The organism is Leptotrichia sp. oral taxon 417 (assembly GCF_013394865.1).
Taxonomy (GTDB): Bacteria; Fusobacteriota; Fusobacteriia; order Fusobacteriales; family Leptotrichiaceae; genus Leptotrichia; species Leptotrichia wadei_A.
Genome location: NZ_JABXYV010000001.1, coordinates 444,408 through 468,250, shown reverse-complemented (window position 1 = coordinate 468,250; position 23,843 = coordinate 444,408). Strand labels below are relative to the sequence as shown.

The 23,843-nt window shown below is 28.5% G+C and carries 45 protein-coding genes; 3 read left to right on the top strand and 42 right to left on the bottom strand.

All coding sequences use genetic code 11. The features are described from left to right. Nucleotides 1-9: 9 nt before the first annotated feature. From HW276_RS02345 to HW276_RS02160, 40 genes are all read right to left on the bottom strand, one after another. A complete protein-coding gene (locus HW276_RS02345; RefSeq protein ID WP_178937266.1) occupies nucleotides 10-504 on the bottom strand; it encodes a hypothetical protein in 495 nt (164 codons plus the stop codon). Continuing rightward, the gene (locus HW276_RS02340) at nucleotides 501-1,049 is read right to left on the bottom strand and encodes a phage tail protein (protein ID WP_178937265.1); all 549 of its coding nucleotides are present in this window, start codon (nucleotides 1,047-1,049) and stop codon (nucleotides 501-503) included. The genes HW276_RS02345 and HW276_RS02340 overlap by 4 nt, the downstream gene beginning before the upstream one ends. Continuing rightward, a complete protein-coding gene (locus tag HW276_RS02335; RefSeq protein WP_178937264.1) occupies nucleotides 1,049-1,378 on the bottom strand; it encodes a hypothetical protein in 330 nt (109 codons plus the stop codon). The genes HW276_RS02340 and HW276_RS02335 overlap by 1 nt, the downstream gene beginning before the upstream one ends. A gap of 9 nt (nucleotides 1,379-1,387) precedes the next feature. Next, complete coding sequence (locus HW276_RS02330) at nucleotides 1,388-1,588, bottom strand: GTP-binding protein LepA (RefSeq protein ID WP_178937263.1); 201 nt, start codon at nucleotides 1,586-1,588, stop codon at nucleotides 1,388-1,390. Between the two features lie 9 nt (nucleotides 1,589-1,597). Then, entirely contained in the window at nucleotides 1,598-2,611 is a 1,014-nt protein-coding gene (locus HW276_RS02325; RefSeq protein ID WP_178937262.1) for a major capsid protein, read from the bottom strand. Next, nucleotides 2,611-2,946: a hypothetical protein gene (locus tag HW276_RS02320; RefSeq protein WP_178937261.1), complete on the bottom strand. Its 336-nt coding sequence runs from the start codon at nucleotides 2,944-2,946 to the stop codon at nucleotides 2,611-2,613. Before HW276_RS02320 ends, HW276_RS02325 begins: the two co-directional genes overlap by 1 nt. Further along, nucleotides 2,946-4,091, bottom strand: a complete 1,146-nt coding sequence (locus tag HW276_RS02315) for a head maturation protease, ClpP-related (RefSeq protein WP_178937260.1) — start codon at nucleotides 4,089-4,091, stop codon at nucleotides 2,946-2,948. Before HW276_RS02315 ends, HW276_RS02320 begins: the two co-directional genes overlap by 1 nt. Further along, a complete protein-coding gene (locus HW276_RS02310; protein WP_178937259.1) occupies nucleotides 4,051-5,604 on the bottom strand; it encodes a phage portal protein in 1,554 nt (517 codons plus the stop codon). The genes HW276_RS02315 and HW276_RS02310 overlap by 41 nt, the downstream gene beginning before the upstream one ends. Nucleotides 5,605-5,622: 18 nt before the next feature. Further along, nucleotides 5,623-5,853 (bottom strand): DUF6148 family protein, encoded by a 231-nt coding sequence (locus HW276_RS02305; protein ID WP_178937258.1) that lies wholly within the window; start codon nucleotides 5,851-5,853, stop codon nucleotides 5,623-5,625. A gap of 3 nt (nucleotides 5,854-5,856) precedes the next feature. After that, nucleotides 5,857-7,665, bottom strand: coding sequence for a phage terminase large subunit family protein (locus HW276_RS02300; protein ID WP_178937257.1), 1,809 nt, complete (start codon nucleotides 7,663-7,665; stop codon nucleotides 5,857-5,859). Then, complete coding sequence (locus tag HW276_RS02295) at nucleotides 7,622-8,227, bottom strand: MerR family transcriptional regulator (protein WP_178937256.1); 606 nt, start codon at nucleotides 8,225-8,227, stop codon at nucleotides 7,622-7,624. Before HW276_RS02295 ends, HW276_RS02300 begins: the two co-directional genes overlap by 44 nt. A 110-nt stretch (nucleotides 8,228-8,337) precedes the next feature. Then, nucleotides 8,338-8,634 (bottom strand): hypothetical protein, encoded by a 297-nt coding sequence (locus tag HW276_RS02290; protein WP_178937255.1) that lies wholly within the window; start codon nucleotides 8,632-8,634, stop codon nucleotides 8,338-8,340. A gap of 121 nt (nucleotides 8,635-8,755) precedes the next feature. Beyond that, the gene (locus HW276_RS02285; RefSeq protein ID WP_178937254.1) at nucleotides 8,756-8,923 is read right to left on the bottom strand and encodes a hypothetical protein; all 168 of its coding nucleotides are present in this window, start codon (nucleotides 8,921-8,923) and stop codon (nucleotides 8,756-8,758) included. Nucleotides 8,924-8,942: 19 nt separating this feature from the next. Next, entirely contained in the window at nucleotides 8,943-9,308 is a 366-nt protein-coding gene (locus tag HW276_RS02280; protein WP_178937253.1) for a hypothetical protein, read from the bottom strand. Nucleotides 9,309-9,707: 399 nt separating this feature from the next. Then, nucleotides 9,708-10,376: a hypothetical protein gene (locus HW276_RS02275; protein ID WP_178937252.1), complete on the bottom strand. Its 669-nt coding sequence runs from the start codon at nucleotides 10,374-10,376 to the stop codon at nucleotides 9,708-9,710. 15 nt (nucleotides 10,377-10,391) lie between these two features. Then, entirely contained in the window at nucleotides 10,392-10,751 is a 360-nt protein-coding gene (locus HW276_RS02270; RefSeq protein WP_178937251.1) for a hypothetical protein, read from the bottom strand. An 11-nt stretch (nucleotides 10,752-10,762) separates the two neighbouring features. Further along, nucleotides 10,763-11,317 (bottom strand): hypothetical protein, encoded by a 555-nt coding sequence (locus tag HW276_RS02265; protein WP_178937250.1) that lies wholly within the window; start codon nucleotides 11,315-11,317, stop codon nucleotides 10,763-10,765. 118 nt (nucleotides 11,318-11,435) lie between these two features. Continuing rightward, on the bottom strand, nucleotides 11,436-11,666 hold the full coding sequence (locus HW276_RS02260; protein WP_178937249.1) for a hypothetical protein: 231 nt from the start codon (nucleotides 11,664-11,666) through the stop codon (nucleotides 11,436-11,438). Between the two features lie 157 nt (nucleotides 11,667-11,823). Then, a complete protein-coding gene (locus HW276_RS02255) occupies nucleotides 11,824-12,024 on the bottom strand; it encodes a hypothetical protein (protein WP_178937248.1) in 201 nt (66 codons plus the stop codon). 117 nt (nucleotides 12,025-12,141) lie between these two features. After that, entirely contained in the window at nucleotides 12,142-12,348 is a 207-nt protein-coding gene (locus HW276_RS02250; protein WP_178937247.1) for a hypothetical protein, read from the bottom strand. A gap of 56 nt (nucleotides 12,349-12,404) precedes the next feature. Continuing rightward, nucleotides 12,405-12,641, bottom strand: a complete 237-nt coding sequence (locus HW276_RS02245) for a hypothetical protein (protein WP_178937246.1) — start codon at nucleotides 12,639-12,641, stop codon at nucleotides 12,405-12,407. Between the two features lie 24 nt (nucleotides 12,642-12,665). Beyond that, nucleotides 12,666-12,911 carry a hypothetical protein gene (locus HW276_RS02240; protein WP_178937245.1) on the bottom strand — a complete coding sequence of 82 codons (246 nt, stop codon included), beginning with the start codon at nucleotides 12,909-12,911 and terminating at the stop codon, nucleotides 12,666-12,668. Between the two features lie 21 nt (nucleotides 12,912-12,932). Continuing rightward, on the bottom strand, nucleotides 12,933-13,412 hold the full coding sequence (locus HW276_RS02235) for a nucleoside triphosphate pyrophosphohydrolase family protein (protein ID WP_178937244.1): 480 nt from the start codon (nucleotides 13,410-13,412) through the stop codon (nucleotides 12,933-12,935). Nucleotides 13,413-13,583: 171 nt separating this feature from the next. Then, nucleotides 13,584-13,949, bottom strand: coding sequence for a single-stranded DNA-binding protein (locus HW276_RS02230; RefSeq protein WP_178937243.1), 366 nt, complete (start codon nucleotides 13,947-13,949; stop codon nucleotides 13,584-13,586). A gap of 3 nt (nucleotides 13,950-13,952) precedes the next feature. Beyond that, nucleotides 13,953-14,159, bottom strand: coding sequence for a hypothetical protein (locus tag HW276_RS02225; protein WP_178937242.1), 207 nt, complete (start codon nucleotides 14,157-14,159; stop codon nucleotides 13,953-13,955). A 59-nt stretch (nucleotides 14,160-14,218) separates the two neighbouring features. Then, nucleotides 14,219-16,072, bottom strand: a complete 1,854-nt coding sequence (locus HW276_RS02220; RefSeq protein ID WP_178937241.1) for an AAA family ATPase — start codon at nucleotides 16,070-16,072, stop codon at nucleotides 14,219-14,221. Nucleotides 16,073-16,217: 145 nt separating this feature from the next. Next, on the bottom strand, nucleotides 16,218-16,979 hold the full coding sequence (locus tag HW276_RS02215) for a putative HNHc nuclease (protein ID WP_178937240.1): 762 nt from the start codon (nucleotides 16,977-16,979) through the stop codon (nucleotides 16,218-16,220). Then, on the bottom strand, nucleotides 16,979-17,497 hold the full coding sequence (locus tag HW276_RS02210) for a hypothetical protein (RefSeq protein WP_178937239.1): 519 nt from the start codon (nucleotides 17,495-17,497) through the stop codon (nucleotides 16,979-16,981). The genes HW276_RS02215 and HW276_RS02210 overlap by 1 nt, the downstream gene beginning before the upstream one ends. A gap of 2 nt (nucleotides 17,498-17,499) precedes the next feature. Then, nucleotides 17,500-18,132 carry a hypothetical protein gene (locus HW276_RS02205; RefSeq protein ID WP_178937238.1) on the bottom strand — a complete coding sequence of 211 codons (633 nt, stop codon included), beginning with the start codon at nucleotides 18,130-18,132 and terminating at the stop codon, nucleotides 17,500-17,502. Then, the gene (locus HW276_RS02200) at nucleotides 18,129-19,214 is read right to left on the bottom strand and encodes a hypothetical protein (RefSeq protein WP_178937237.1); all 1,086 of its coding nucleotides are present in this window, start codon (nucleotides 19,212-19,214) and stop codon (nucleotides 18,129-18,131) included. The genes HW276_RS02205 and HW276_RS02200 overlap by 4 nt, the downstream gene beginning before the upstream one ends. 23 nt (nucleotides 19,215-19,237) lie before the next feature. Beyond that, complete coding sequence (locus HW276_RS02195; RefSeq protein ID WP_178937236.1) at nucleotides 19,238-19,426, bottom strand: hypothetical protein; 189 nt, start codon at nucleotides 19,424-19,426, stop codon at nucleotides 19,238-19,240. A gap of 86 nt (nucleotides 19,427-19,512) precedes the next feature. After that, entirely contained in the window at nucleotides 19,513-19,782 is a 270-nt protein-coding gene (locus HW276_RS02190) for a hypothetical protein (protein WP_178937235.1), read from the bottom strand. A gap of 17 nt (nucleotides 19,783-19,799) precedes the next feature. Continuing rightward, on the bottom strand, nucleotides 19,800-20,018 hold the full coding sequence (locus HW276_RS02185; RefSeq protein WP_178937234.1) for a hypothetical protein: 219 nt from the start codon (nucleotides 20,016-20,018) through the stop codon (nucleotides 19,800-19,802). Further along, nucleotides 20,009-20,167: a hypothetical protein gene (locus HW276_RS02180; protein WP_178937233.1), complete on the bottom strand. Its 159-nt coding sequence runs from the start codon at nucleotides 20,165-20,167 to the stop codon at nucleotides 20,009-20,011. Before HW276_RS02180 ends, HW276_RS02185 begins: the two co-directional genes overlap by 10 nt. Before the next feature lie 108 nt (nucleotides 20,168-20,275). After that, nucleotides 20,276-20,404, bottom strand: coding sequence for a hypothetical protein (locus tag HW276_RS11690; protein WP_255460285.1), 129 nt, complete (start codon nucleotides 20,402-20,404; stop codon nucleotides 20,276-20,278). Then, nucleotides 20,373-20,516 (bottom strand): hypothetical protein, encoded by a 144-nt coding sequence (locus tag HW276_RS02175; protein WP_178937232.1) that lies wholly within the window; start codon nucleotides 20,514-20,516, stop codon nucleotides 20,373-20,375. The genes HW276_RS11690 and HW276_RS02175 overlap by 32 nt, the downstream gene beginning before the upstream one ends. Beyond that, nucleotides 20,513-20,635: a hypothetical protein gene (locus tag HW276_RS11685; protein WP_255460284.1), complete on the bottom strand. Its 123-nt coding sequence runs from the start codon at nucleotides 20,633-20,635 to the stop codon at nucleotides 20,513-20,515. Before HW276_RS11685 ends, HW276_RS02175 begins: the two co-directional genes overlap by 4 nt. A gap of 23 nt (nucleotides 20,636-20,658) precedes the next feature. After that, on the bottom strand, nucleotides 20,659-20,952 hold the full coding sequence (locus HW276_RS02170; protein WP_178937231.1) for a hypothetical protein: 294 nt from the start codon (nucleotides 20,950-20,952) through the stop codon (nucleotides 20,659-20,661). Between the two features lie 89 nt (nucleotides 20,953-21,041). Then, on the bottom strand, nucleotides 21,042-21,362 hold the full coding sequence (locus HW276_RS02165; RefSeq protein ID WP_178937230.1) for a hypothetical protein: 321 nt from the start codon (nucleotides 21,360-21,362) through the stop codon (nucleotides 21,042-21,044). A 32-nt stretch (nucleotides 21,363-21,394) separates the two neighbouring features. After that, on the bottom strand, nucleotides 21,395-21,691 hold the full coding sequence (locus HW276_RS02160) for a hypothetical protein (protein WP_178937229.1): 297 nt from the start codon (nucleotides 21,689-21,691) through the stop codon (nucleotides 21,395-21,397). Between the two features lie 85 nt (nucleotides 21,692-21,776). Here HW276_RS02160 and HW276_RS02155 point away from each other — a divergent pair, with 85 nt between their 5' ends. Next, nucleotides 21,777-21,965: a hypothetical protein gene (locus tag HW276_RS02155; RefSeq protein ID WP_178937228.1), complete on the top strand. Its 189-nt coding sequence runs from the start codon at nucleotides 21,777-21,779 to the stop codon at nucleotides 21,963-21,965. A gap of 16 nt (nucleotides 21,966-21,981) precedes the next feature. On the opposite strand, the gene HW276_RS02150 is transcribed toward HW276_RS02155, so the two are convergent. Together HW276_RS02150 and HW276_RS02145 are read right to left on the bottom strand one after the other, a co-directional pair. Beyond that, on the bottom strand, nucleotides 21,982-22,167 hold the full coding sequence (locus tag HW276_RS02150; RefSeq protein WP_178937227.1) for a hypothetical protein: 186 nt from the start codon (nucleotides 22,165-22,167) through the stop codon (nucleotides 21,982-21,984). 20 nt (nucleotides 22,168-22,187) lie between these two features. Continuing rightward, nucleotides 22,188-22,406 carry a helix-turn-helix transcriptional regulator gene (locus HW276_RS02145; protein ID WP_178937226.1) on the bottom strand — a complete coding sequence of 73 codons (219 nt, stop codon included), beginning with the start codon at nucleotides 22,404-22,406 and terminating at the stop codon, nucleotides 22,188-22,190. A 151-nt stretch (nucleotides 22,407-22,557) separates the two neighbouring features. On the opposite strand from HW276_RS02145, the gene HW276_RS02140 reads away from it, so the two are divergent. After that, nucleotides 22,558-22,971, top strand: a complete 414-nt coding sequence (locus HW276_RS02140; RefSeq protein WP_178937225.1) for a helix-turn-helix domain-containing protein — start codon at nucleotides 22,558-22,560, stop codon at nucleotides 22,969-22,971. A gap of 33 nt (nucleotides 22,972-23,004) precedes the next feature. Next, the gene (gene dinD / locus HW276_RS02135; protein WP_178937224.1) at nucleotides 23,005-23,835 is read left to right on the top strand and encodes a DNA damage-inducible protein D; all 831 of its coding nucleotides are present in this window, start codon (nucleotides 23,005-23,007) and stop codon (nucleotides 23,833-23,835) included. The last annotated feature ends 8 nt before the right edge of the window (nucleotides 23,836-23,843 follow it).

Genomic DNA, 23,843 nt, shown 5'->3' with positions numbered 1-23,843 from the left:
TTTACCTCCTTATAATTTATTAGTATAAACTGATGAAATTGCTTCTCCATAAACTGAAAACGATATTCTTGAGAAAAAATATGGTCTGTATTGGTCGGAATGAAATGAAACTTTAAATTCCTTGGTTTGATCTATTACAAACCCCGAACCTTGATTATCAATGTTTAATAATTTATCTTTTACTGGTTTAGTAGTTTCTTCCAATAATTTTTCCATTATTTCATTTGCTAAAGATAAATTTTCTAAATAATCATTTTCACCATTTTCTTTTGTGGCTACCCATATTTCAAACTCAACAGGAGAATCATAGTAATCTATTCCAGCTCTTTCTTGCTTAAATTCAACTATTCTTAATGTAACATAAGGAAAATTCTCTTTATAATTTCCATTTTCCCTGTCCTCAAAACTCTTTTGTGGTAAAAATCCCCTATATACTTTGATTCCTTTATTTGAAAGTTCTTTATCAAGAAATTCAAATATTTTTTCCTCTGTATGTTTTATCATCCCATTAACCTTTCAATTTCATGTTCAAGACGCATGTTTAACTTTTCTTCCATAAATCCTTGCAAATATTCCAATATGCTATCCTCACCTAACATTTGTGGAGCAGAAGGTCCCATTAATCTTTCTATCGGTAATCTCTTCTCGCTTTTTCTTTTAAAAGCTCCCAATCTACCATCAGAATAAGCAATAAAAGCATTTGGTATACTTCCGCCTTCTCCTTTTTTTACTGTTGAATTAACAGTCTTTTTATATTTTCCTCTAGTTTTAGGTGTTAATTTAAAATGATCCAACCCTATAACGCTACCAGTTGAAACTATTCTAGCTGTTAAATTTCCACCAGATGACCTTATAAATTTAATCGACTCACTCAATTCTCCTTTTTTTATTGTATATTTCGATGTAGCTTGTCTTAATGCTTCTGTTTTTACCATTTCCATACTCCTATTTATAGCATTAGCAAGAGCATTTGGCATTTTACCTTTTAAGTTATCAAAATTTGATTCAATATATCTCAATTGACTTTCATCTATTTTTATCTCAAACACTATATTTCCTCATTTCTAAACAAATCTATCTCGAACATACCCATATCTGACTTACTTGCTGCAACTTCATACTTTATGCCATCTATTGTTATATTTTCACCAGTATGTGGCCGAAGTTTCAGATACGGATAACCTATAAATAAAGTGAATCCGTTCTGAAAAACTCCTTCCTCTGTTGAAATAAGTCCATTTTTCTGTTTGTTCTGAAATTTTTCTTCATCAATCACACATATAACTTTTCTTCCATTCAATGTATGCTCCGTTCCAAATTCGTTGTTATTCAGAAACACATTTGCTATATCCGATTTGATTACATCTTTAAATTCCATGAATATCACCTATTTTTTACTTTTATTATCAGTTTCTTCTGAAATTTCAATTTTCTTTTCAACTTTATTAGATTTGTTTTCTGTAATTTTCTCTATAATACCTCTTTCAATACAATCCTTAGCAACTGTATTTTCGATAATATCAACTTCCTGTTTAGCATTATATACTGTTCCAGCATACACCAAAGGACTCAATACCTTGTACTTCATGTCAACCTCCTATTTTACTTTCAATATTTTTATAGCTTCAATGTCATACACTACTGGTAAAGGTCTTGATTCTGTCCTGATTTCTACAGTGTTAGATTTTGAATCTTCATCTGTAAATACTGAACGCTCTGCTACAATAATTCCTTGTTTTACATCTGCTGCTGGTCCATAGATAATTGTATTATTGCTTGGTGCTAACAACACTTTACCTTCAGGAACAATATTTTTTGTTGAATAAGTTTTTCCATCAGCATTTAACACAGAATGTTGTGACTGATAAGAATAAATAGGAAGTCCAAATGGTGCAAGAGTTCCAATATAGATTGCTCCACTTGCAATTTCTCTAGGATCAATTTCTCCCATGTGATAATTTCTTACATCTAATAATTTTTGAACTTTTTCATTTTCTACAAATAATTTTGCAGTTACTGGGTCCATTAAAATCATTTCAGGTCTTAAACCTGTGTTTTCTCCTATTTTTGTTATTGCCGCTTGTAAATCTCCAATTATATCGGCATTAGGTTGAGTCCATAAAACAGCTGGTGTAATTTCTTCAACTGTTCCAAATTTAATTTCCCCTTCTATTCCTTCACCTTTTACAACTACTTTCCCATCAAACAACGCTTCAGCACACATTTTTTCTTCTCTTCTTGTAATTTGTTCTTCAAATTCAGCAAAAGATTCTGCAAGTAAGTCTGCTTTTCTTTCCTCGGGACTTTTCCCGCCATAAATTGTTTCCCCTGCTGTTTTGTTAAAAAACAACTCAAAAGCCGAAAAAGTTCTTTTTGGTGCTACTTTTGGAGCTTGAAAAAATTTACTTTCATAAGTGTTCTTTACCATTTCTGTTCCTGGAATAAATTCAGATACAAAAGGTGCTACAAGTTGTCTTCCTTTTCTAAATTCTATTTCCATTTTTTGATTTTCTGATGTTTTTCTATTTTTAAAATAACTGTCTTTTATAAATGATTTCGGTCTAATCACATTCTGGTCATACAACCCAATAAATTCTATTACTGCTGGCATTATTCCTTACCTCCTAATCCTTTTATTACAATACCTTTATCTCTAGCTGCCTTTGTAAAGCCTGCTTTCTGTGTTCCTGCTTTCACTTTCAGCCCTTCAAATATAAATTCTCCTGAAATAGCTACAGTTGTTTTAGTTTTTACAGTTGTTCCATCTGCATCCTCCATAACTATTCCAAACAAATCCGTCCCATCTGAAAGTTCAGCACCTGCATTTACAGCGTCTCCTCTTTTTACATTCTTACCTTGTGGCACTTCAAATTCCATATATTTATGCCCTGTACCGCTTAAAAACTGTTCGCTGGCATATTCATTGCCTTTTGTTACAAAATCCATTATTTGCCCTCCTCTGTTTTTTTATTCATTAAAGAAAAAATGTTTGAAATATTTACTCCCATAAATTTTTTCTCTTCATTATTTTCCGCTGTACCATTATTTGGAACTGGCGGTGTAAAGTTATTTTGACTATCATTCTTAATATTTTGTAATTTCTTAATTCTTTCTTCCTTCTGTTTATTCAAAATATTTACTGCTAACACACTAGCCTCTACCGGATCATTATATTTAGCATTTTCAACAAGTTCAGAATAATTTGATACATCCAAGTTATCAATTTCTCTCATTCTTTCCCTTTCTTTAGTTATTCCAGCTTCCTTACCTTCATTAAAGATTTGATTGCAAAGTTCTGGAAATTTGTTTTTTAACTCTTCTAATGTCATATTTCCTCCTTTATTTTTCTGATTTTCTGTCGAATTTAATATATTTCTAAATTTATCAGCTATTTCTTCAGGACTTCCTGTACTATTTACAGAAATATTTATCACTCTTGGCTCCTGAATTTTCTTTTCTTTAAAATTTTTAAATTTTGAAATGTCAAAAGCCGTATTGTTTATAATCAATTTATTCTCAATAACTTCTTTTTCCACATTTTCATCTAATATTTCATCAATAAATCCATATTCCTTAGCTTCTTCTGCATTCATCCAAGTTTCATTATCCATCAATTCAGATAAAGTTTCCTTATCAGTTTTTGTTTTATTTAAATATGTTTCAATAATACTATTTTTAACCTTATCAAGCATTTGAACAGTTTTTTGCATTTCTTGATTATTCCCATAAGCAAAAGTAATTGGATTGTGAATCATAAATAAAGCATTTTTAGGCATTCTTACAGTATCACAAGCACTTGTTATAATAGTTGCGGCACTCGCTGCTAATCCATCAATATTTGCTGTCACTTTAGCTTTGTGATTTTTAAGAATATTTGCTATCGCTACAGCACTAAATACACTCCCTCCTGGACTATTTATGTGTAAAGTTATATTTTCCACATCGCCAAGATTTTCAATATCCTGTTTAAACGCCTTATCAGATATATCATCCCAATATTCATCACTTCCAATACTTCCATAAAGTATCAGTTCCGCTGATTTTTCTTCCTCATTCTTCATCACGTTCCAAAATTTGAATTGTTTCGGCATTCAATACCACTCCTTTCTCTGTTAATAATTTACTTTCCTTTGCCAAAATTCTTATATTCTGCTCAAAATCTCCTCCATTAAGTTCGGCTGTTTCTCTCGTCCTAGTCGATAATCCATTATTGATTCTTATAACTGCTGCATTAGCCTCTTTTAACGGATCTATTTGCCCTTGAGATGGTCCATTCCATTGCGAACCACACCACGCTTTGTCTATAAGAAAGTCAGTTCCATAATTTTTAAGTTCAACTCTACCTAGCAAATATGCTTCATTAAGCCACTCCTCATAAACAGGCTGGGTAAAATTCTCTACAAACCATTCACGCCTTTTCCTAAACATTTTCCACGCTTCCAGAAGTGCTGCACGGCTTGCTGAATAACTTGCTGTAAAATGCTTTATCAAAAGTTCATATGGAACTTCCAAAGCGCTTCCTATCTGTCTTAAAATGCTTGTAACAAAAGGATCAAATTGAGCATTAGGTCTTCCTGGATTGGTAGCTTTTGCTTTTTCTCCTGGATTAAGCCCCATAATCATTCCTGGTGCAAGTTCTATAGTAGTTTCATCTTCCGAATCTACCAGCGAATCATTTTCGACTGCTTCGAGTTCGCCTACATCAGCACCGCTCGAATTTTCGGCTTCGCTTTCAATAAAAATTGCATACATTCCGCTTATAACTGCTGCCATTAGTTCAGCTTCAGTATAATTTCCAAGCTGTTTTAAATTCTCAATAACTGGAGATAATATTGGAATTCCTCTTACTTGTTCAGGTCTTTCTGTGAAAAGAAGATGTATTATATTTTTTTGATTTTCGCTTCCATAAACTTTTATAAGTTTCTCGTTTACTCCCCCAGTTGCGTCTAATGGATGTTCAGATGAAACATAATAACCTTCAATTCTTCCGTTTTTATCTATTTTCACACCTTCAACCACACTTTTATCTGAAATCATATTGTTTGGAGTATATATTCTGTCAGGTTCTAAAATTTCCAATTTCAAACTGTATGGATTTTTTGGAGTTTCAAAATAATTTAATTTTATAAAACATTCTCCATTCATCAGCACTGTCAAAAACACAAGTTCCTGAATCTGATAAAAATTCATAGTCCCTAAATTATCAATTTTATCTTTCGACCAAAGTTCAAATTCTTTTTCAATCAAACTTTCTATTGCTTCAGCTTCCTCATCGCTAATCCCTATTGTCTCATTATCAATAGCAGCCTTTAATTTTAATCCGCTTCCAACGACATTCGTGTTAATAGTTTTTAGTGCTCCAGTAGCAACAGAAGTTCCCATATACAAATCTCTTGAACGCTCAATCAATTTTTTACGGTTTTTATAAATATCCTTTTTCACTCCACCGCCAGCACTTTGCCAGCCTAGCATTGATTTTTTAGTAGTTGAAGCACCGTGATTTGAATATCCAGTATTAAGAATTTCTAATTTTCTTCTTGCCTGAAATCTTTTAAGTCCTTTTTCCGGGTTAAACACTGTTATTAATTTATCAATAAAATTCATAAAACACCTCCTTTTCTACTAAAGATTTCTAGGTATACCTCTTCTAACTCTTCTGTTTCCTGTACTGTTCAATTTTTGTAATTCATTTTCCCAGTAAGCTCTTCCTTTTCTTATTGCATCTATTCCCATTCGAGTAAGTTCCCTAGTTCCAATTTTATAACTAGTTCCAGCCAAAGCTGCTCGTTCAGCTTTGCCGTATTCAACTATCATTTCTAAAATATATTCTCTTGAATAATTTGATTTTCCCATTTTCTAAATTCCTTTCGACAATATTTTTCTTTTTGTTTGCACTTTTGGTCTTTCTGTAACATCAATCAAATATTTTTTACTCAAATCAGGATTAGCTATTTTTAACGCAGCATAAGCATAATTTCTAATATCCAACGGTTCATTCCTTTTAGTTCCTGTAACAACCCACTTAGTTTTTCTTACTCCTTTTTCAAAAGTTGTAATCTTAACTTCTGCAGTCAATCCTTTAAAGTATGTTTCATCATACCCTCTTTCTACATTATCCGGAAAATGCATATATCTTGGTCCAGGTAAATCAATTCTCAATCTGGCCATAATAGTTTCTTTCCCAGTATCAGTATTTAATACAAATAGCGAAATTTGTCCTTTATTTGTTTTAGTTGGCCTTGTAATAAACGGCTTACCTTCCACACTTCCACCTTTTACTCCAAATATTCTTTTAATTTCACGAGGTTTCACAAATCCGTAAGTTGACATCGTGTGATTTCCTCCTGTGTCAATACAGGTACATATTATTTTTATTTTCTGTCCGTTAGAATAGGTAAATTCAGTATCCAAGAATCTCTCAAGCTGACTCCACACATGAGTTTCTGCAGGATTTCCTATAAACACTTTATAACAAATCCCCCAACTTTCTTCATCAGCTCCCCAACCTACAACTTCACATTCCAATCTATCATCTTGAACATCAACTCCCGCAGTCAAAACGTTTACGTTTTCAGGAATTTCGCAGCCATAATGTTCTTTTCTGTGAGATATTTTTTCAAAATCCATTTTATCTCTTTTTTCCTCAAAAGTTTCACCTAATGCAGTATTAGTGAAAACCTTCATAAGTTGAACATCGCCTTTAGATTCCTTGAATTTTTTTATTATACTTTTCCAAGTCGAAAAAGGACTATACAATTCATTAATATGAAATCCTCTTACTGCTTTCGGATCAATTTCAACATTTCCTGCAATCCATTCTCCCTCTTTCATATTCTTTTTCCACTCATATTCACTTGAAACTTCAAGGCAATCTTGACATTTGTGTCCAATATTTTCAAAAACAATATTTTTCCATTCCAATCTTTGCATTGTTCCACATTTTGGACAAGGGATATAATATTCTTCCTGTGTACTATTTTCATACTCCTGTTCTATTCTTGATTCCCCTCTTACTGTTGGTGTACTTGTTAAAACAATTTTTTTGTTCCAAAATGTTTTTGTTCTCTCAATTGCTAAATTTAACGGATCACCTTCACCCTTTACATCATTTGGAAATCTATCAATCTCATCTGCCAATAATATCCGTATTGGTCTACTCGCAAGTTCAGCTGCTGAATTACTTCCAGTTAAAATAATATATCCACCTGGAAAATCTTTTTGAGTTTTAGTATCTCTTGACGTTTCATTTTCAATTATTTTACTTTTTAATTGTGGTGTGCTAAGTATCATGTCATTTAATCTTGTTGTCGCAAAATCTTCTGCCATTTTTTGAGTCGGCATTAAAAACATTATAGGAGCAGGGTCATAATCAGCATGATGTCCAAAAGTATTCAACAAAAGTTCTGTTTTGGATAATTGAGCTCCATACATCATTATTACTTTTTCTGTTTGTTTATCAGATATTGCTTTCATCACTTCTCTTTGAAACGGTACTCTATCAGTATTCCACCTACCTGGTTCCGCAGAAGTTTTGGAACTTAATATTCTATAATTGTCTGCCCATTCATCAATCGTTAATTTTGGCGGTGGCTTTAATACCGAAATAATTTTTTTAAACAAATTATTTGCTTTTTTTAGGTCTGCCTCTCTTTTTCGGGTTGTCATTTTTCTCTTCCTTTAAATTTTTTTTAATTGATTTAGTGCTTAAATTCTCTTCATCCTCATCTTCATCAATATAATTTTTACTTTTAAACATTTCAGGACTATATTCACTTAATTCTGTCAAAGTATCAGATATTCCTGTTAAAATGATGTCCTGTATTTCTCCCAAGTTATCACAAGCAATTACAGTAGGTGCTAATTTATTAGGCAATGAAAGCAATTTTCCCTTTATATTGACAAGCATACTCGTCATTACTTCTTCAATTACTCCCGCCGGATGTAATTGATTCTTTAACTCCGATATTTTCAAGGCTTTCAATTCTGTATCTTTTTTTATTTTCTTTATTTCTTCCCTAATTTTTTCATCTTTCAAATCTACATCTGCATCATTTTTTAACTCCAGATACTCAATATATGAATGAACACTTTCCAAAAATAAATATTTATTTTGTCCGTTTTTTTTGATAACATTTTCCTCTGCCAAACGCCTTAGATGCCTTTCGCTCAAATTCAATATTTTAGCCAGCACGACACCTTTTATAATCTCGTCATATTTTGCTTCCATTTTCACCTCCTATCGGACAGGACATGAACTTAAAAAAAATTCATATCCGGATGTTTTCCGGGACTCGCCAGACCCACGACCAAAAAAAATCTCCCAAAAGTACCTTTTTTTTATTTCATTTTTTCCTTTACTTTTTGTGTCAATTCCCTGTACTCTCTTTCCATTTTCCTTTTCTTTCTCAAACTCTCTTTACATCTATCAAGATACATATCATATATCTTAATCTTCACATTATTTATCTTTGTATCCAGTTCATCATTTATATCCTCAAGTTTTTCCAAAAGAGTAAGGCCCTCGTCAATCCTTTTCTCAATATATTTTCTTAGCCATCTTCCCAAATAATTTATAGAAATTATTAATATTAATGTTATTACTAAGTAATAAAATATAATTGCTATGACTATCATAATTTCAATTCCTTTTTTAGTTTTTTAGACAAAAAAAAGAGCCATTAAACAAATAGACTTATTTTAAAATCTATTCATCTAATGGCTCATATATCTATAGTCTTGCCTATTCAATTGTAGTTTAATGATGTAAACTTCTTACAATATATCTTTTTTTAGTAAGTTTCCCTTTATTGAAAACAATTCTTATTTCACATTCCTTCTTCGTTTTCTTTAAAGTTAGAATGTCGTCAAGTAAATATTTTATGTCTAAATCCTCTTCAATTAAGATTTCATATTTTTTATTCACATTACCTCCTAATTATACCTTATTTCCCTGTTTTTTTCAATCCCATTTCTTCAAAATATTTCTCTTTCAACTCATCGAAGTTCATTTCATTTATTTCATCGAATTTCAAAACTTTTTCTTTAAATTTTTCAAATTCGTCTTCCAATTTTTTTATTAATTCATTCGTATCGGTTTCTTTATAATCCCATCCGCTGTCACCAGAAAATGATTTTTGTGCTGATAGTTTAAATATTTTATTTTTATATTCAACATAAATTACAAAATTTTTTAGTATTATTTCATCTTCAATTCCATAACTAATTTCAAATTTTCTATTTCCCATAAAATTTTTGATTAATTCCTTAAACTCTTTATAAATCAAATAATCTAAATTAATTTTTCCCACGGTTTTTCCCTTCTTGTTCTTATTTATATCTATTGTATCATTTTTACACTCTAATCACAAAAAAGCTTATAATACGAATCAAACAATAAATTACAAATAAATTTATAGACATACCAATTAAAAATCCTCTTATGCTTATTATTCTAAATTTAAATACTACTATATTCTTTTTAAATCTTATTACTAGGTTATAAACAAACCATACTAATATTAAAACAAATGTTACAGTAAGAATGGCATTTATAACTCTCATTATTATATTTAACATATCTAATCCTCTTCATCAAACTTCATTAAATCATCATCATTGTATACAAGCAAGGCTATGAGCACAAATATTCTTGCTATACATTTTAAAATATATCTAATTCCTGAATATAACATTTATCCCCCAAAATTTTAAATTCTTTTTCTTATTTCCTCTACACATTTTTTCATACCTTTTAAACAATCTCTAATTATATTGTCAGCACAATCATAATTTTTACGTCCACAAGTTAATAACCGTAAACTATATGCACCCATTTCATCTGCCGTCAATCTAGCTAACACTTCTAAATTATCTAAAAAGTTTTCTATATTTTTATTTTCCTGATATGCTTCACACATTTTTCTTATTTGCTTTTCCATTTGTTTCAAATAAAATTCAACTGTTTCATAAGCTGTAGTAAATTTCTTTATTCTTACTTTTTCAAAATAAACACGATAAATTTCATGCATTTTTTTTGCAACCCTAATATGAGATTTTATTTCATTTGAATAACCGTTTATTTTTCTTTCTTTTATAGTTTCACCAAGTAAATATCCCTTTAAATAACTATACTTTTCTTCAAATTCTCTTACAATTTCTTCTTCCGATAAAAACTCTATCCCATTTGCTCCAACAAAATTAGATAACCGTATATAGAGAGTGAAGGTGTCACTATCATCAATTTTAAATGAAATTTTTAATTGATCTATCCCATACATATCACTTTCCTCTTTTATTTCCAAATCACTTATTGTTTCGTCTTTCAAAATTTCAGACAACTCTTTTATTTTTCTTCCAAATAATTCTATGTATTTCATATTAACTCCTTATCCCTAATTAATTATTTCAAGTTCATTTTTTATATCTTGTGGTATATTATTTTTCCATAGATAACTATTTTTCAAAATAAACTGATTATATTGAATCGCTGTATTATTTGCTCTTATCTTTGCTTGTAAGGCTATCTCCTTATTCTCATCTTTCATAGACAAATAAATTTGCTTATCACTTTCATAACTGCTTACCATTGCTCTTGCAGTATCTTCCACTTTTTTTAATCTGTCATATCTTTGTCTATCATTCTGTTTTTCCAATTCATAGTCTATTTTATTAAACCAACTATTTATCCCTAAAAAAGGATTGCAGGCTGTCATAGATAGCCCACAAATAATTAATATAAATATTTTTTTCATTTCATTCCCCTTTATTTTTCAAATTTAACAACTGTATTTTCCACTTTCATTGGAATATCTGTATACACGTATATTCCTGTCCACTCAATATATTTCCCATCTGGAGTAAAGAAAAATATCCCGTTATCATTTTCTCCATAACTTCCATCTACATCAGGAATCCAATTATTTTTACAACTATAACTACTTGAAGGATTACATTCATATAATTCACTATCTGGAGTTAAAAAACTATTTAAACTTGACACTTTTCCATCTACTACAAAACTTCCAACTATTCCACCGTTTTCTGTAAACAATGTTATATATCCTAACGGACGTTTCACAGCACTTGGTAAATTCAATGCTTTTTCACGCTGTCCATTTACCCAGTAGGCCCTTTTTATTAAATTATATCTTTCTAAACTATAATCAATATCACTAGGTGTTGCTTGATTGCCTGCTAACTTATCACCTATTTTTAAAGTATTCTCTTTATCATTTTTTGTATCATTCCCAAAATTTTCTTCATCACAGCTTGTAACTAATGCTCCTAAAATCATCACAATTAATAGTAATTTTTTCATTCCTATTCCTCCGCTTTCCATATTTTATAAATTTCATTACCTATTCCCGCTCCTAACGTAACAGATAATATTGTTTTTGCTAATTTTAATAAACAAAATATTGTTCCCATTATTTTTCTTACAATTTATCCTCCTCAATTTTAAACAATCCAAAAATAAAAGTTAAAATTTGAACCCCTACTCCCCAAAAAATATATAATATAAAATCTATTAACATTAATTTCGCAAATTCTAATAATGTTTTTACACTTGAAATATCACTTATTGTTTTATACACTAATAATCCTAAACTTCCCAAAATAATTGCTAAATATAATATTGTTATTATTGCTGATACTATTTTTCTCATACTAATTCCCTTCCTATTTCTTTTTATACTTGTCTTTATTTAATATTCTTTCAAAACTCGCTTTATTTTCATCTTCCTTATTCCATAAACTCCAATTCAATTTTCTCTAGTTTTTTAAATTAAATTGCATTCTATCCTTGTTTTTCATACTTTCCTCCTAATTTTCTTTTACAACTCCAAAATTTTGGTCTATATTCTCATCCCTCCATTCCTCGAACAGCTTACGCTGTTCACTTTCATTTTTTATTATTTCTTCCGCCTTTTTCTCTGTATAACCTAAATCATCTACTAAATCAACTTCATCGCTTTCTTTACCCAATCCGCTGCCTATACTGAACCATAATTTATATTTGCTCATTTTATCCTCCTAATCTTTTTTTCTAATAAAAACGACTTTTCACGACTGACGTTTTTCTTTATAAACACTATATTTAAACCTACTTTTCCAGCCAAAACGACTTTCTGCGACTGAACTTTAAAATATAAGTTCAGGAACTTTTCCTGTTTTGTTTATTTCCTCCAGTACATCCATGCATTCTCGCCTTAACCATTCCACCTCTTCTTTTACTACTGTTTTCTTTACTATTTCAAATTGTTTCTTGTAATATTCTTGAGCTTCTTCAGCTGTCATCCCATAATGCTCCTTAAAAAGTTTTAAAATACCTTCTTTTAATTCTGCCATTTTTTGATTCTCCTTTAAAACTTATCTCTCAGTATTTTCATACTTTTCTCCCAATCCTAATATAATTTTACAAAAAGTTTATCCCTTCTTTTTGAATTACTAATCTCAAATAAATTTATAACTTCATCATTTGTCAAATTGTTACTATCAAAATTCACTTTATACACATTCATTTGTCTATTTGGATTCAACCTTTGTCTAATATCAGTCTGTGTAATAAGTCTTTGTACTTCTTCTACATTTTTTGTGATTACTGATTTGTATTCATCTTCACAATATAATATTTTAAACATCTTTTTCTCCTGATTATTCAAATATTAAACTTTTACTTTTATTCTATTTTCCAAACTTTCTATTCTGTTATTTAATGTTTCAACAATATCAATTAATTCATTAATCGTTTTTTGACTATCTTTACTTGTGTCATTTATTGCACCAGCTCCAGCACACAATTCTCCCATCATTCTATAATACCTCCTGATATCATCATCACTATATCCTTTTTTTACTAAAGAATTTATAATTTCTATCATTTCTTCTGTGACTTTTAATTCTTTACTCATTTTTATATTTCCTTTCAAATTTTATTTTGTAATAAACTGTTTCAAATTTGGCCTAAAATAATCAGGCCCTTTTATTATCTTACCATCTTCACGAAATATTGGTTTCCCATTTTTACCAAGTTTACTCATATTGCTTTTATGAACTTCTTCAAATGCTTCAGGTAAAATTACATCAAATCCATTTTTTACTTCTAATTTAAAAAGATACTCCGTTTCTTTATCTCCCAAAAAAAATATTTTATTTGCAATCTTTTCTATATCACCCTTATTTTTCTCAAGTAGTGTCCCGATGTGAATATAATACATATCACAAACAGCATCTAACATTTCTACTCTATCCTTATTTTTTTCTGCCACTTCATATTCTTTAAATTCTTCATCAAACAACTTTTTTCTTAATTCCATTCTTTCATTAGTCATTTCTTTTTCCAAAAATTCCTGTTGTCCAAATGTTATATAAAACTCTTTTACAAGCTTAACTAATTTTTCCCATTGTTCCATTTATCCTCCTATATATTTTCTATAGTTTCTATTATTTCATCAATCCATTTTTCATTTTTAAGTTTTCCCAAAACCAATTCTGTTTTCAGTTTTAATAACAACATTTTTTTTGAAAACCAGTCTGTATTTTCTTCTAAAAATTTTATATTATGTATTAAATTTTTCTTATACTTAAAAGGGAAAATCCTCATCATCTTCTGTTTCATCATAATCATTTTTGTTACTTTGATTATTTACAGTGTTTTTACTTTCAACAAATTCAAAACTATTTACTAATACTCTTGTAAATCTCCGTTTTTCACCATTTTTCTCATAATCACTTACACTCAAACGTCCTTGTATAAGAATTTTACTACCTTTTTTAAAATATTCAGCAATTGTTTCAGCAGTCTTTTCCCAAGCTATACAGTCAATAAATTCTGCCTCATTCTTATTTTTCTGTACAGCTAATGTGAAGCTGGCATATGCTTTTCCACTTGATGTATATTTTAATTCTGGATTCCTTACCATTCTTCCCATTAGTATCACTATATTCATAATCTATATTCCTTTCTTTTTCAACTCATACAATTTCTCAACAGAATACTCTAAGGTTCTTTCCAATTTATTTTTTGGAATTTCCCAACTAAAACATAAAATTTCTTTTATATCTTTCCTGTTTCTCCTTACAAATTTTCCCAGTTCCTTGTATTCTGTTGTTTTTATTTCATTATCATTTATTTTTAGACAATGTAGTTTAATTTTCACTCTTAATGTTCCCTCATAATTTTTTGTATTTTTTCTTGTACTAAAAAATCACAGCTAAATTAATAACTGTGATTAAGTTTTGACTTTATTTGATTAATTAATACTCTAATGTCTTGTTTGCTATTATATAATTTTTTTATTTCTTCCAAAAATTCTTTTTTATTCTCCTCATTTTCAGAATAATAAAGCTCTATCAATCCTGTTTTTATTCCATTTGGATATTTTAATAAAATTTCTTTCATTTTATCACTATAATAATCTTCTAGTACTATATTTTCTTTTTTATCTCTTGATTTATGTAATATCCATTTTTTACTTTCAATTTCTCCATACTCAATTTTATATTTTTCAAAAAATTCCCTTCCAGCTTTATCGTTATCAAAAATTACAGTATAATTTTCTGTTATACCGATAAATAATCCTATCAAAGTACTAAGATTTGAAACGCCTGTTCCAGGAATGACTTTTATATTTTTATCTAACAAATCAATTTCTTTTAACATTTCTAAAAATATCTTATCTGTCATCCCTTCAGTTATTATAACTTTTTCATTGAAATGTAATAACGGGAAATTATTAATTTTTAGAGCATTTATTATTGGAGTAATTTCCCCTAAATTTTTATTATCTTCAATTTTAGTAATTCTTTCCAATAGTACTTTTTCATTTTTTCTTTTAGCTATATGTATTTGGTTTATTTTTATTACTTTTGGATTAACCATATTTTCCAAATGTGTCGTGTAAAATATCTTATTAACTTTTGATAATTCTTTTAGTATTTTTATCAATTCCGTTTGAAAAGTTGTATGTAAATATACACCAGGTTCATCCAATAAAATAATACTTCCATATTCTTCATTGTTTATATGCTTCCAATTATATTTCATTTTTATAAAAAAATTAAAAAACCACTGAAATCCTTTTGATCTCATACTTACCGGAAAAACTACTGTTCTTGGTTTCCCATTTTCTCTTTTTTCTCTTAAATCATTTATTAAAAATTGAAATTCTTCATTCTCGTATTTCAAATCGATTTCAACTGTTTTAAATTCTTCTTTGATTCTGTTTTCATGCATCTTATCCCACAAATCTGCTAAATTTTCATTAAGTTCATATTTTATATCTTCCAGCATTGTTCCTTTATCTGACAAAGCACTATTTATAAAACTGTTTACGTCCATATTATTTTTTAAAAATATTTCTTTAATGTATAAATACCAATCATGTTTTTTCCCAATTTTATTTGGAATATTATCTCTAAAATCATCAATATATATTATGTGAGGTAAATACTTTAAAATTGTCTCTCCAATAAATTGCTCTATTTCTTCTTTTGAAATATAAAATTTCTTATTTTCTTCATACATTCCATTTACTAAAATTGTTTCATCAAATTCTTCTATTTTCAAATTAAAAATTTTATATTTGTTATCCCTAACGCCATTCATATTAATCGAAAATTCTCTTCTAATCAATATATTGTCCTCTTTAATATCACAAAGTATATTTTCTATTTTTGGAAGCAATACCTCTTTAATAGAACTTAAATATCTTGATTTATTAAAACTAGTTTCATTTTTATATATACTTTCTGAAATAAATTGTTCTTTTTTTTCTTCTATTATATAGTCTACAGCATTTTCTGTCAATTCATTTTTATTTATATTTTCTATCTCTGCTTCAATAATAGGATTTTGTCCGTTTTCAAATTTATTTTTTATATATTCAAAATTTATAAAATCACCATTATACTGTTTATCATTATAACAATCAAATGCAAATATTGCTTGTAAAATGGAACTTTTTCCTGTTTCATTCAAGCCTATAATTGGAATCAAATTTTGATTACCCAGTTCTATTGTTAAATCTTTAATTGCTTTATAATTTCTTATTCTAAATTTCTTGTATTTCATTAATTACCTCCTGTTTCTAATAATATTTATTATACCTAAAAATATAAAAATTTCAAAATTATTTATCACAGTTATTATATTCAGTTGTCATTGTCCTTCTTGCTTCAAAGATTAAATAATCTTTTATTTATAAAAATTTTTTAATTCACTCACTTCTCTCCAAATTTCCATATTTTCCCTCCTTGTATTCTTTTCTAAATAATTTAAAATGATTTGGGTAAATCTCTAATAAATCATATACATTCTGTGGATTTAACCATATACCTTGTATTTGATATTTCTCTTCAAATTCACTTATCGGCGTTGAATGAAAAAGATTATGATGTTCTCTACATAAACTCATAAATCTTGTTTTTAGCCCATTACATTGTGAATATCCACCTATTGAATTTACATTATCATAGTGATGTAAATCAGCTTCACTTTTATTACATATCGCACATATTCTCTTCTTCAAACAAATATAAACATACTTTTCCGTATCTGGATATATCTGTGCTGCAAATCTTTTTCTCCCATTTTTTTCCTTAATCACAATTGGCACATTGTAATCAAGGCCCAACTCAATCAGATATTCAATAAATCTATTTGCAGTATCAATATCTAACGTATCAATTGAATCAGGACTTAACGAAAAATTGGGAATTTCATATTTTTCTGCAAAAAATATTTTCAATATGTCTTTCATATATCCATATTCGCTGCCACCACCTGCAAGATATTCAGAAAATTGATTTATCAAGGCATATATCATTCTCATCTGCTGTAATGTCATCGCTTTAATTGGAACAATTTCTACTGAATAATTATTTAATATTTTTTCCAGATCTTCCTTTACTCCTGGAACAATCTTTTTCATTGGATAAAATATTTTTATTTTCTTATTCTCAATTTGTGTTCTTAACATTACGATTCTTCCTTAATTTCTATTTTTGACAGTATTCTTAATAACTTTTCCATTTCCGGATTTCTGAAAGCATAATTTAAATAGTCAACTGGATTTCTATAATGATGTCTGTTGCACTCTATATGCTCTCTACAGGCTTTTTCTGTCAAAAAAGAATTATTAAAAACATATTCAAAATTACCATTATAACAACAAAAATCAATATTCTCATTATCCAAATTTTCCAAACAAATCTCATTAATTTCCTTTAAAGTTTCCTCATCATCATAAGCACTTTCTCTTAATATTGACTTAACTTCTTCCACATCTTCCAGAGTATATTCAAAAATTCCTAATGATTCTCCTTCATACACTGCTTCAAAATAATTTCCTTCACTATTCACATCTGGCCGAAATTTTTCGTGCCTAACTTGATACATTCTAGGATTAGCAGTCATTCTACTGCTTTGTGTATTCAATTCGTGTTTTAATTCTTTTAAAAATTTAATATCTTCTGTAGTTAAATTATTTATTATCATTTTTACACTCCTATCAACATTTTATTTTTCAATTCAGACAGATCAACTTGATTTTCAATCTGTGCAGTATTTTTATATTCCAACGGTATAAATTCTAAATTTTGAGTATTCTTTACTCCTATGCTCTCATAAGTAATTCTTTTAGGATTTTTCTGTCCGATAATTTTATAATTACCAGTGTAATAATCATTTGTTTCATAAGGATTTTTTATAAATTCCTTGTATATTCCATCAAATTCCCATTTCAAAAAGTTATCAAATTCTTCAGATGTCATAGTGCAAATCCTTCTCCAACCGACATAATCCACTATTGCATGAACTCCCTTGTCTTCAAAATTTATCATTCCACTATTTCCATATTTCAAAACAGCAGCTCTTAGCATTTTCTTAGCTAAAATAACTTGATTTTCTACATTCCTATTTTTTGCATATTCAAGTATTTCAGCAACTTGTGGCATAAATTTTTCCTTGCTTGTTTTTATGATTTTAAGTACAGCATTCATAAATTCCTTAGCGGTTAATTCATTTCCTAATGCTAAAAAATAGAGGCTTCCTAACTGGTTTGGATTTTTTGTATTTGGATAATTTGTACATAACAAATTAAAGACATTGTTAAATTCATCTCTTGTCATCATTGCATAATTCCTCCTATCAAATCCTCGATACTTTCATCTGTAACTCCCGTAAATTGATTATTAGATTTTTGATAATATTCTTTTGTATTTTTAGGACTAGAATCGGTATTAACTTTATCATCATAATTTCCTTCCAACACTTTTAATAGATTTGCTTTATTAATAAACCAGTCAAATGTTATTTGCCAGTTATTTTTATTATCTCCCTGTAAAAATTTAGAAACATAAATTTTGTCCATTGCCTGAAAAATTTCCTCAATAGTATATTCTTTAAGCAATGTTTTTATTGATTTTTTACGTTTCTCATTTATTTTTAGTCGTGTTCCAGATAGTCCAAATGTATTTGCAATTTCTATCCATTTATTTTTTATTTCTTCACACACAAAAGAAAAATTATTTTTTTCTTTTTTGACACTTGTATTATTATAATAACTATTATTAATATAATTATTATTATATTTATTCTTATTATTATTATTTATTGCCCCCTTATCGTTATACATTTCGTGCAACGTATCGTCAAAAGTAGTATTTTTAGGACTTCCAATAGCTTTTTCTGTATTTTCATCTACTATTTCTGCTTCAATTATTTTTTCATCATCTAAATTATCAGAAATATTTTTATTTTCTAACTTCAAATTTTTCTCACCCAATTTTGGATTATCAATATATTTTTCTATTATTTTCTTAATTTCCTCTTTTTCACACTGATGATAAATAATTTCTATAAATTCTTTTTGTTTAACTTCTTTCAGTTCACTTAAAATTAGATCCTCAAAAGGTTTCCCGCCTTTATTAAGATTTGTTTTTGCCCATTCAAGCAATATTATTTCCCGTGTTTCAGAATCATATTTAATCAATTTATGTTGCTCCATAAATCTTTTCAATAAATTTCCCACTGATTCAATTGAATATCCCATATCAAATGCTATTTGCTTTTTCGTTATTTTATATATACCTATCTGCGTCGATTTTTCATTTGTCATTAAGTATAAATAAAAAAACTTATCTTCGGGAGTCATTTCTTCCTGAACATAGGGATTGCTCCAAAAATCAGTCTGTATCTGTCTAAACTTAGCCATATTTCTCTCCTTCGATAAACAAGTTACCTTATTTTATTTTTCCTATTTCTCCAAGCAATAAAATTCTTATATTTCACAAACTTTACGCCTACCAAACTAACATTTTCTCCGTCAATAACAATATACGGATACTGAATTTGAAAATTTCTTATACCCGTATATGTTACTGATCCCACTCCATATTCTAAAATTAAATTTTTTTCTCTTTTCATTTTCTCTCACTTGTGATATAATAATTTTGAAAATACGAAAGTGTTTTTTAGATCTTTTATGTCAGTGTTTTTCCACTGGCATTTTTTTATTCAATTTCTTCCTCTTCTTCAAATTTGCTTAATATTTCCATTTCATCATTCAAGGCCCGTATATCGTTTTTAAGCTCCTGAAAACTTTTAGCCTTACTCATTATCAGCTTTTCATCAATCCAAGCTCTCAGCCCAGCTCTAAGACTCACAAAGTACCACTTCGCTACAAACTGTACCTCACCTTTTTTATTTTTCTGTTTACACCCAATTACAAAACATCTAGGTTGACTTTTAATATAATAATTTCCACTCAAATTTATATACATTTTTTATCCTCCAACAATTAATTTCCTTCCAATGCCACGTTTCTTATTTCCACTATCATTGGAAATTCCCTTTCTATTCTATTTTTTATCATTTTAGAAAAAGCCACTCTCAATTGTTCAATACTTAAATCTCTTAATCCCAAATAATAGATACCTAGCTTTTCAGATGTCATTCCTTTTATTCCATAATAAACAACAAAACCACTAAAAACTTTATTAAATTCTTTTAATTCCACTTTTTACTCCCTCCTAATACCCATTTTAATATCTTTACTTTTTCATTCATCTTTTCCGCTTCAGAATCCCATCCTGAAATTCTTACGCGCTTATAAAGTTTCACATTTAACTTTGTAATTTCAAGTCCAATTTCTTCCTTTGTTTTCATATTTTTTATCCTCTATTCCTAATTTTTATTCATATCATTTTTTCCTCCAGCTCCATTTTTCTCTTTTTGCCCTTTCAAGCATTTTATATTCCATTATCTCGCTCCTTCCTATTTCCATTTTTTAAAATAAGATAGCCACCAAAGCAATATCGCCAATAATACTGGAAATGCTAAGTTTCCACCAGCAACCCAACGTCCTTTTTCCCTAATCACTTCTAACTGAACCAGTACTGTCATTGTTACCAGGAATATTATTTTTATAAGATTCCTCGCTTTCAACATTTTCTTCCTCCCATCTCTTAACCTCTTCCTTGTCCATTTCCTTCTCAAGTTTTTCTCTGATCGTCATTTTGATAGTCCAACCTTTCTTACAAATTTCTTGATTCTATTCTTAATTTTTCTTTCTTCCATTTTTCTTCTTGTTTCCCTGTTTTGATTGTTTACCATTACTAAAGCATCATATTTCATTTTAAATTCACATCCCTTTCCTATTATGCTACTACCACATATTTCAGTTCCAAAAATTTTCTATAGCTTATTCCAACATATCTTTCAACATGTACTCTTTGAATATCGTAGTCCCAATTACGTTTCCCAGCTCTCCTTCTTGCTTCTTTTTCATTTTCATCTTTAAATTTGGGTACTGCCGTTCCAAATTTAAGTCTTCCTGTCTGCAATCCTACTCTTACATATTGCTGACCTTTTCCGACAAATTCAGCGGCTTCCTTTATTGTCAATTGCAATTTTGTAGCCTGTTTCCTTATCCAGGATTCTGAAACTTCCATAGTTTTTTCCTTTCCGGGATTGCCGTCCCTTAATTTTTTTTGGTGTTTGTTTTTTCATTACCTAGTCCCTTAACGACATTTTTTGTTTCCTAATTAACTCCCGATTCTTTAGAATTTCCCTTTTTTAATTTTTCTAATACTAAATCTAATATTCCAAGATTTTTATTTATCAACTGTTCCTTTTGAACTTTTTCATACCACTTATTCCAAATTTTTTCACAGTCATTTTCTGCTTTTTCCTTTAATTTTTCATCTTGTATCTGATTTATAATGCTATTTATTCTAACTGCCCATCCAATCATCACTAAATCATTTTTTAGGTTGTATTTTTCTTTTATCATTTCTTCCGCAACTTTTTTTGATTCATTTACTGTTGCCAAATAAAATGTATCCACATTGTGAATTTCCATTCTTAAAATTCTCCTTCAAATAATTTATGTAATTAATAGAATCTTGTACGATTTTTCTTTTTTTCTTCATCCATATCTTTTAATACTGTGACTATTATTTCATCGATATTATCTTTCTTTTTCGTTTTTGTTCTTACCCTTGTACTATAATTTCTATATTTACTGCTTTTTTTCCTTCGTTTCTTTTTAAAAAACAAAGGATAACCATATAATAATTTTTTAGGTTGCAAAATTTCTTTTTCTTTCTCTTTTTTCCTATCCAATATAGCCTTAATTCCTACCAAAGTTACAATTATAACCGATGTTATCATCAAAATTATTTTTTTCATCTCTCACTCCCTTACTTCAAAATTTATTCATTTTTAAATATTCTATGGTATAATCTAACTACCCTAATTGGAAGGAGGTTAAACTGTGGAAAAACATTTTGATTTTATTGAAAATGGTGTCTTTTATGATATTCAAACTTCTCAAAGATTATTTAAAGATGTTATTATTATTAATGATGAATCTTATAACCATAATTTTATAAGAATTATTGAAGGTAATTTTGTTTATTTCCTGAATATTAATCAAATAATCTATATCACACAAACACAATAATAACTTTCAAAGAGTGCTAACGACAATAGTACTCTTTTTCATTTACTTCAACTATTTCAATTTTATCCATATCAAGTACAATTTTCCGTTTTTCTCTCTCAAAAAAACCATCTATTTTTCTTTTTAACTCTTCCCATTCAAGATATGTTATATTACATTCATTCAATTTTATCAGTATTTCTCTAAAACGATTTCCATTCATCCCATCCTCTCACTCCCTTCTTATTTAAGTGAATTATATTCACTATTTTTTTCAAAAAAAATTGAACTTATCTCTTCATTTGTCAATCCTAACTCTTCTTTTAGTAAAGCTATTTCAGTAGTCTTAAATTCAACTTCTCCACGAATTTTCTTTTTTAATGATGTATAACTTAGATGTAATTTTTCTGCTAAATATCCTGTTTTTAATCCTTTCTCTTTTATTATTTTTTTTAAATTCACAAATCCACCTCACTTTCGCTGAATTATATTCACAATCAAGTTATACCACATTAGTGAATAATTGTCAACATTAATTTAAAAATTTTAAAAGAAAAGTTGCTTTTTTTTCACTTTAAGGGTATAATAACAATATATTAAAGGGAGAAAAAAAATGAAAAAAAATAATTTATTATCAAATATGGGAGAAAAAATAAAAAATAGAAGAATTGAATTAAAAATAACTCAAGAAGAATTATCAAAATTAACTGGATATTCAGATCGTTCCTCTATTACTAAAATTGAAAAAGGGAAAGTTGATTTAACACTTTCTAAATTAAAAGAATTTGCAAAAGTTTTAAAAGTATCTCCCGAATATTTAATGGGATACAAAGAAAATGAAAAAAATTCAAATCCATATTTTGTAGACACATCAGTCTTAACTCCAGAAGAACTTGCAGAATTTGAAAAAGTTACTGGAGTAAATAAGCAACTATTTTTCAATGATGTTGATGATGAACACGATATGGCTGTATTTAAACGTGCTGTTATAGACATATTAATAAAGCAGAGAGAGAATAAGAAATAATTATTTAATTGATAGGGGGATTAGTATTTAAGTATGAATGTAAAAATATATACTGAAAAAATGTTTGAAGAAATAAAACATATTGATGAAAATGGTGTTGAATTTTGGTATGCAAGAGAATTGATGACAATATTGGAATATACAAATTGGAGAAATTTTGAAAAATTAATTAATAAATCTATAACTTCATTAGAAAATAGTAATATTAAGGTTTCCGACCATTTTGATGTTGACATCAAAATCGTAGAAGCGGGAATTTCAAAAAAAACTATAGAAGATTATAAACTGACAAGATATGCTTGCTATATACTTGTACAAAATGGTAATCCAAGAAAAAAAGCCATTGCATTAGGACAACAATACTTTGCCATTCAAACAAGAAAGCAAGAAATTGCTGAAACTGATTTTAAAGAACTTTCAGAAGATGACAGAAGATTAAAACTAAGAGAAGATGTAAGGGACTTTAATAAAAAATTGGCATTTGAAGCTCAAAATGTCGGCGTTCAGAATTTTGCAAAATTCCAGAATTCTGGTTATCAAGGATTGTACAATGGAGAAACAGCCGGAGATATAAAAAAAAGAAAAAATTTAAAAGAAAAAGAACATATCCTTGATCATATGGGTTCAACAGAATTGGCAGCTAATTATTTTAGAATAACTCAGACAGAAGAAAGATTGAAAAAAGGAGATATTCAAGGAGAAGAAATAGCAAATAATACTCATTTCAATATAGGAAAAAAAGTAAGAGAAGTTATGATTGAAATTAGCGGGACAAAACCTGAAGAACTTCCAACACCTAAAAAAAGTATAAAAGAAATCCAAAAAGAAAAGAAACTTTTGAAAAAACCAAACAAGAAGAGATAAAGTGAATT

Bases quoted from the DNA above. Each gene is read 5' to 3' on its own strand.
- HW276_RS02180 (WP_178937233.1), bottom strand. From the start codon at position 20,167: ATGAAAACAAAGGAAGAAATTGGACTTGAAATTACAAAGTTAAATGTG.
- HW276_RS02210 (WP_178937239.1), bottom strand. From the start codon at position 17,497: ATGATAATAAATAATTTAACTACAGAAGATATTAAATTTTTAAAAGAA.
- HW276_RS02215 (WP_178937240.1), bottom strand. From the start codon at position 16,979: ATGTTAAGAACACAAATTGAGAATAAGAAAATAAAAATATTTTATCCA.
- HW276_RS02200 (WP_178937237.1), bottom strand. From the start codon at position 19,214: ATGGCTAAGTTTAGACAGATACAGACTGATTTTTGGAGCAATCCCTAT.
- HW276_RS02175 (WP_178937232.1), bottom strand. From the start codon at position 20,516: ATGACGATCAGAGAAAAACTTGAGAAGGAAATGGACAAGGAAGAGGTT.
- HW276_RS02330 (WP_178937263.1), bottom strand. From the start codon at position 1,588: ATGAAGTACAAGGTATTGAGTCCTTTGGTGTATGCTGGAACAGTATAT.
- HW276_RS02295 (WP_178937256.1), bottom strand. From the start codon at position 8,227: ATGGAAGCAAAATATGACGAGATTATAAAAGGTGTCGTGCTGGCTAAA.
- HW276_RS02300 (WP_178937257.1), bottom strand. From the start codon at position 7,665: ATGACAACCCGAAAAAGAGAGGCAGACCTAAAAAAAGCAAATAATTTG.
- HW276_RS02160 (WP_178937229.1), bottom strand. From the start codon at position 21,691: ATGAAAAAAATAATTTTGATGATAACATCGGTTATAATTGTAACTTTG.
- HW276_RS02315 (WP_178937260.1), bottom strand. From the start codon at position 4,091: ATGCCGAAACAATTCAAATTTTGGAACGTGATGAAGAATGAGGAAGAA.
- HW276_RS02240 (WP_178937245.1), bottom strand. From the start codon at position 12,911: ATGAGTAAAGAATTAAAAGTCACAGAAGAAATGATAGAAATTATAAAT.
- HW276_RS02290 (WP_178937255.1), bottom strand. From the start codon at position 8,634: ATGATAGTCATAGCAATTATATTTTATTACTTAGTAATAACATTAATA.
- HW276_RS02205 (WP_178937238.1), bottom strand. From the start codon at position 18,132: ATGATGACAAGAGATGAATTTAACAATGTCTTTAATTTGTTATGTACA.
- HW276_RS02220 (WP_178937241.1), bottom strand. From the start codon at position 16,072: ATGAAATACAAGAAATTTAGAATAAGAAATTATAAAGCAATTAAAGAT.
- HW276_RS11685 (WP_255460284.1), bottom strand. From the start codon at position 20,635: ATGAAATATGATGCTTTAGTAATGGTAAACAATCAAAACAGGGAAACA.
- HW276_RS02230 (WP_178937243.1), bottom strand. From the start codon at position 13,949: ATGAATATAGTGATACTAATGGGAAGAATGGTAAGGAATCCAGAATTA.
- HW276_RS02195 (WP_178937236.1), bottom strand. From the start codon at position 19,426: ATGAAAAGAGAAAAAAATTTAATTTTAGAATATGGAGTGGGATCAGTA.
- HW276_RS02305 (WP_178937258.1), bottom strand. From the start codon at position 5,853: ATGGGAAAATCAAATTATTCAAGAGAATATATTTTAGAAATGATAGTT.
- HW276_RS02275 (WP_178937252.1), bottom strand. From the start codon at position 10,376: ATGAAATACATAGAATTATTTGGAAGAAAAATAAAAGAGTTGTCTGAA.
- HW276_RS02150 (WP_178937227.1), bottom strand. From the start codon at position 22,167: ATGAATGGAAATCGTTTTAGAGAAATACTGATAAAATTGAATGAATGT.
- HW276_RS02310 (WP_178937259.1), bottom strand. From the start codon at position 5,604: ATGAATTTTATTGATAAATTAATAACAGTGTTTAACCCGGAAAAAGGA.
- HW276_RS02140 (WP_178937225.1), top strand. From the start codon at position 22,558: ATGAAAAAAAATAATTTATTATCAAATATGGGAGAAAAAATAAAAAAT.
- HW276_RS02265 (WP_178937250.1), bottom strand. From the start codon at position 11,317: ATGAAAAAATTACTATTAATTGTGATGATTTTAGGAGCATTAGTTACA.
- HW276_RS02325 (WP_178937262.1), bottom strand. From the start codon at position 2,611: ATGCCAGCAGTAATAGAATTTATTGGGTTGTATGACCAGAATGTGATT.
- HW276_RS02260 (WP_178937249.1), bottom strand. From the start codon at position 11,666: ATGAGAAAAATAGTATCAGCAATAATAACAATATTATATTTAGCAATT.
- HW276_RS02250 (WP_178937247.1), bottom strand. From the start codon at position 12,348: ATGGCAGAATTAAAAGAAGGTATTTTAAAACTTTTTAAGGAGCATTAT.
- HW276_RS02245 (WP_178937246.1), bottom strand. From the start codon at position 12,641: ATGTTTAAAATATTATATTGTGAAGATGAATACAAATCAGTAATCACA.
- HW276_RS02235 (WP_178937244.1), bottom strand. From the start codon at position 13,412: ATGGAACAATGGGAAAAATTAGTTAAGCTTGTAAAAGAGTTTTATATA.
- HW276_RS02345 (WP_178937266.1), bottom strand. From the start codon at position 504: ATGATAAAACATACAGAGGAAAAAATATTTGAATTTCTTGATAAAGAA.
- HW276_RS02270 (WP_178937251.1), bottom strand. From the start codon at position 10,751: ATGAAAAAAATATTTATATTAATTATTTGTGGGCTATCTATGACAGCC.
- HW276_RS02190 (WP_178937235.1), bottom strand. From the start codon at position 19,782: ATGTATATAAATTTGAGTGGAAATTATTATATTAAAAGTCAACCTAGA.
- HW276_RS02165 (WP_178937230.1), bottom strand. From the start codon at position 21,362: ATGGAAATTCACAATGTGGATACATTTTATTTGGCAACAGTAAATGAA.
- HW276_RS02170 (WP_178937231.1), bottom strand. From the start codon at position 20,952: ATGGAAGTTTCAGAATCCTGGATAAGGAAACAGGCTACAAAATTGCAA.
- HW276_RS02255 (WP_178937248.1), bottom strand. From the start codon at position 12,024: ATGAGCAAATATAAATTATGGTTCAGTATAGGCAGCGGATTGGGTAAA.
- HW276_RS11690 (WP_255460285.1), bottom strand. From the start codon at position 20,404: ATGACAGTACTGGTTCAGTTAGAAGTGATTAGGGAAAAAGGACGTTGG.
- HW276_RS02320 (WP_178937261.1), bottom strand. From the start codon at position 2,946: ATGGATTTTGTAACAAAAGGCAATGAATATGCCAGCGAACAGTTTTTA.
- dinD (WP_178937224.1), top strand. From the start codon at position 23,005: ATGAATGTAAAAATATATACTGAAAAAATGTTTGAAGAAATAAAACAT.
- HW276_RS02335 (WP_178937264.1), bottom strand. From the start codon at position 1,378: ATGGAATTTAAAGATGTAATCAAATCGGATATAGCAAATGTGTTTCTG.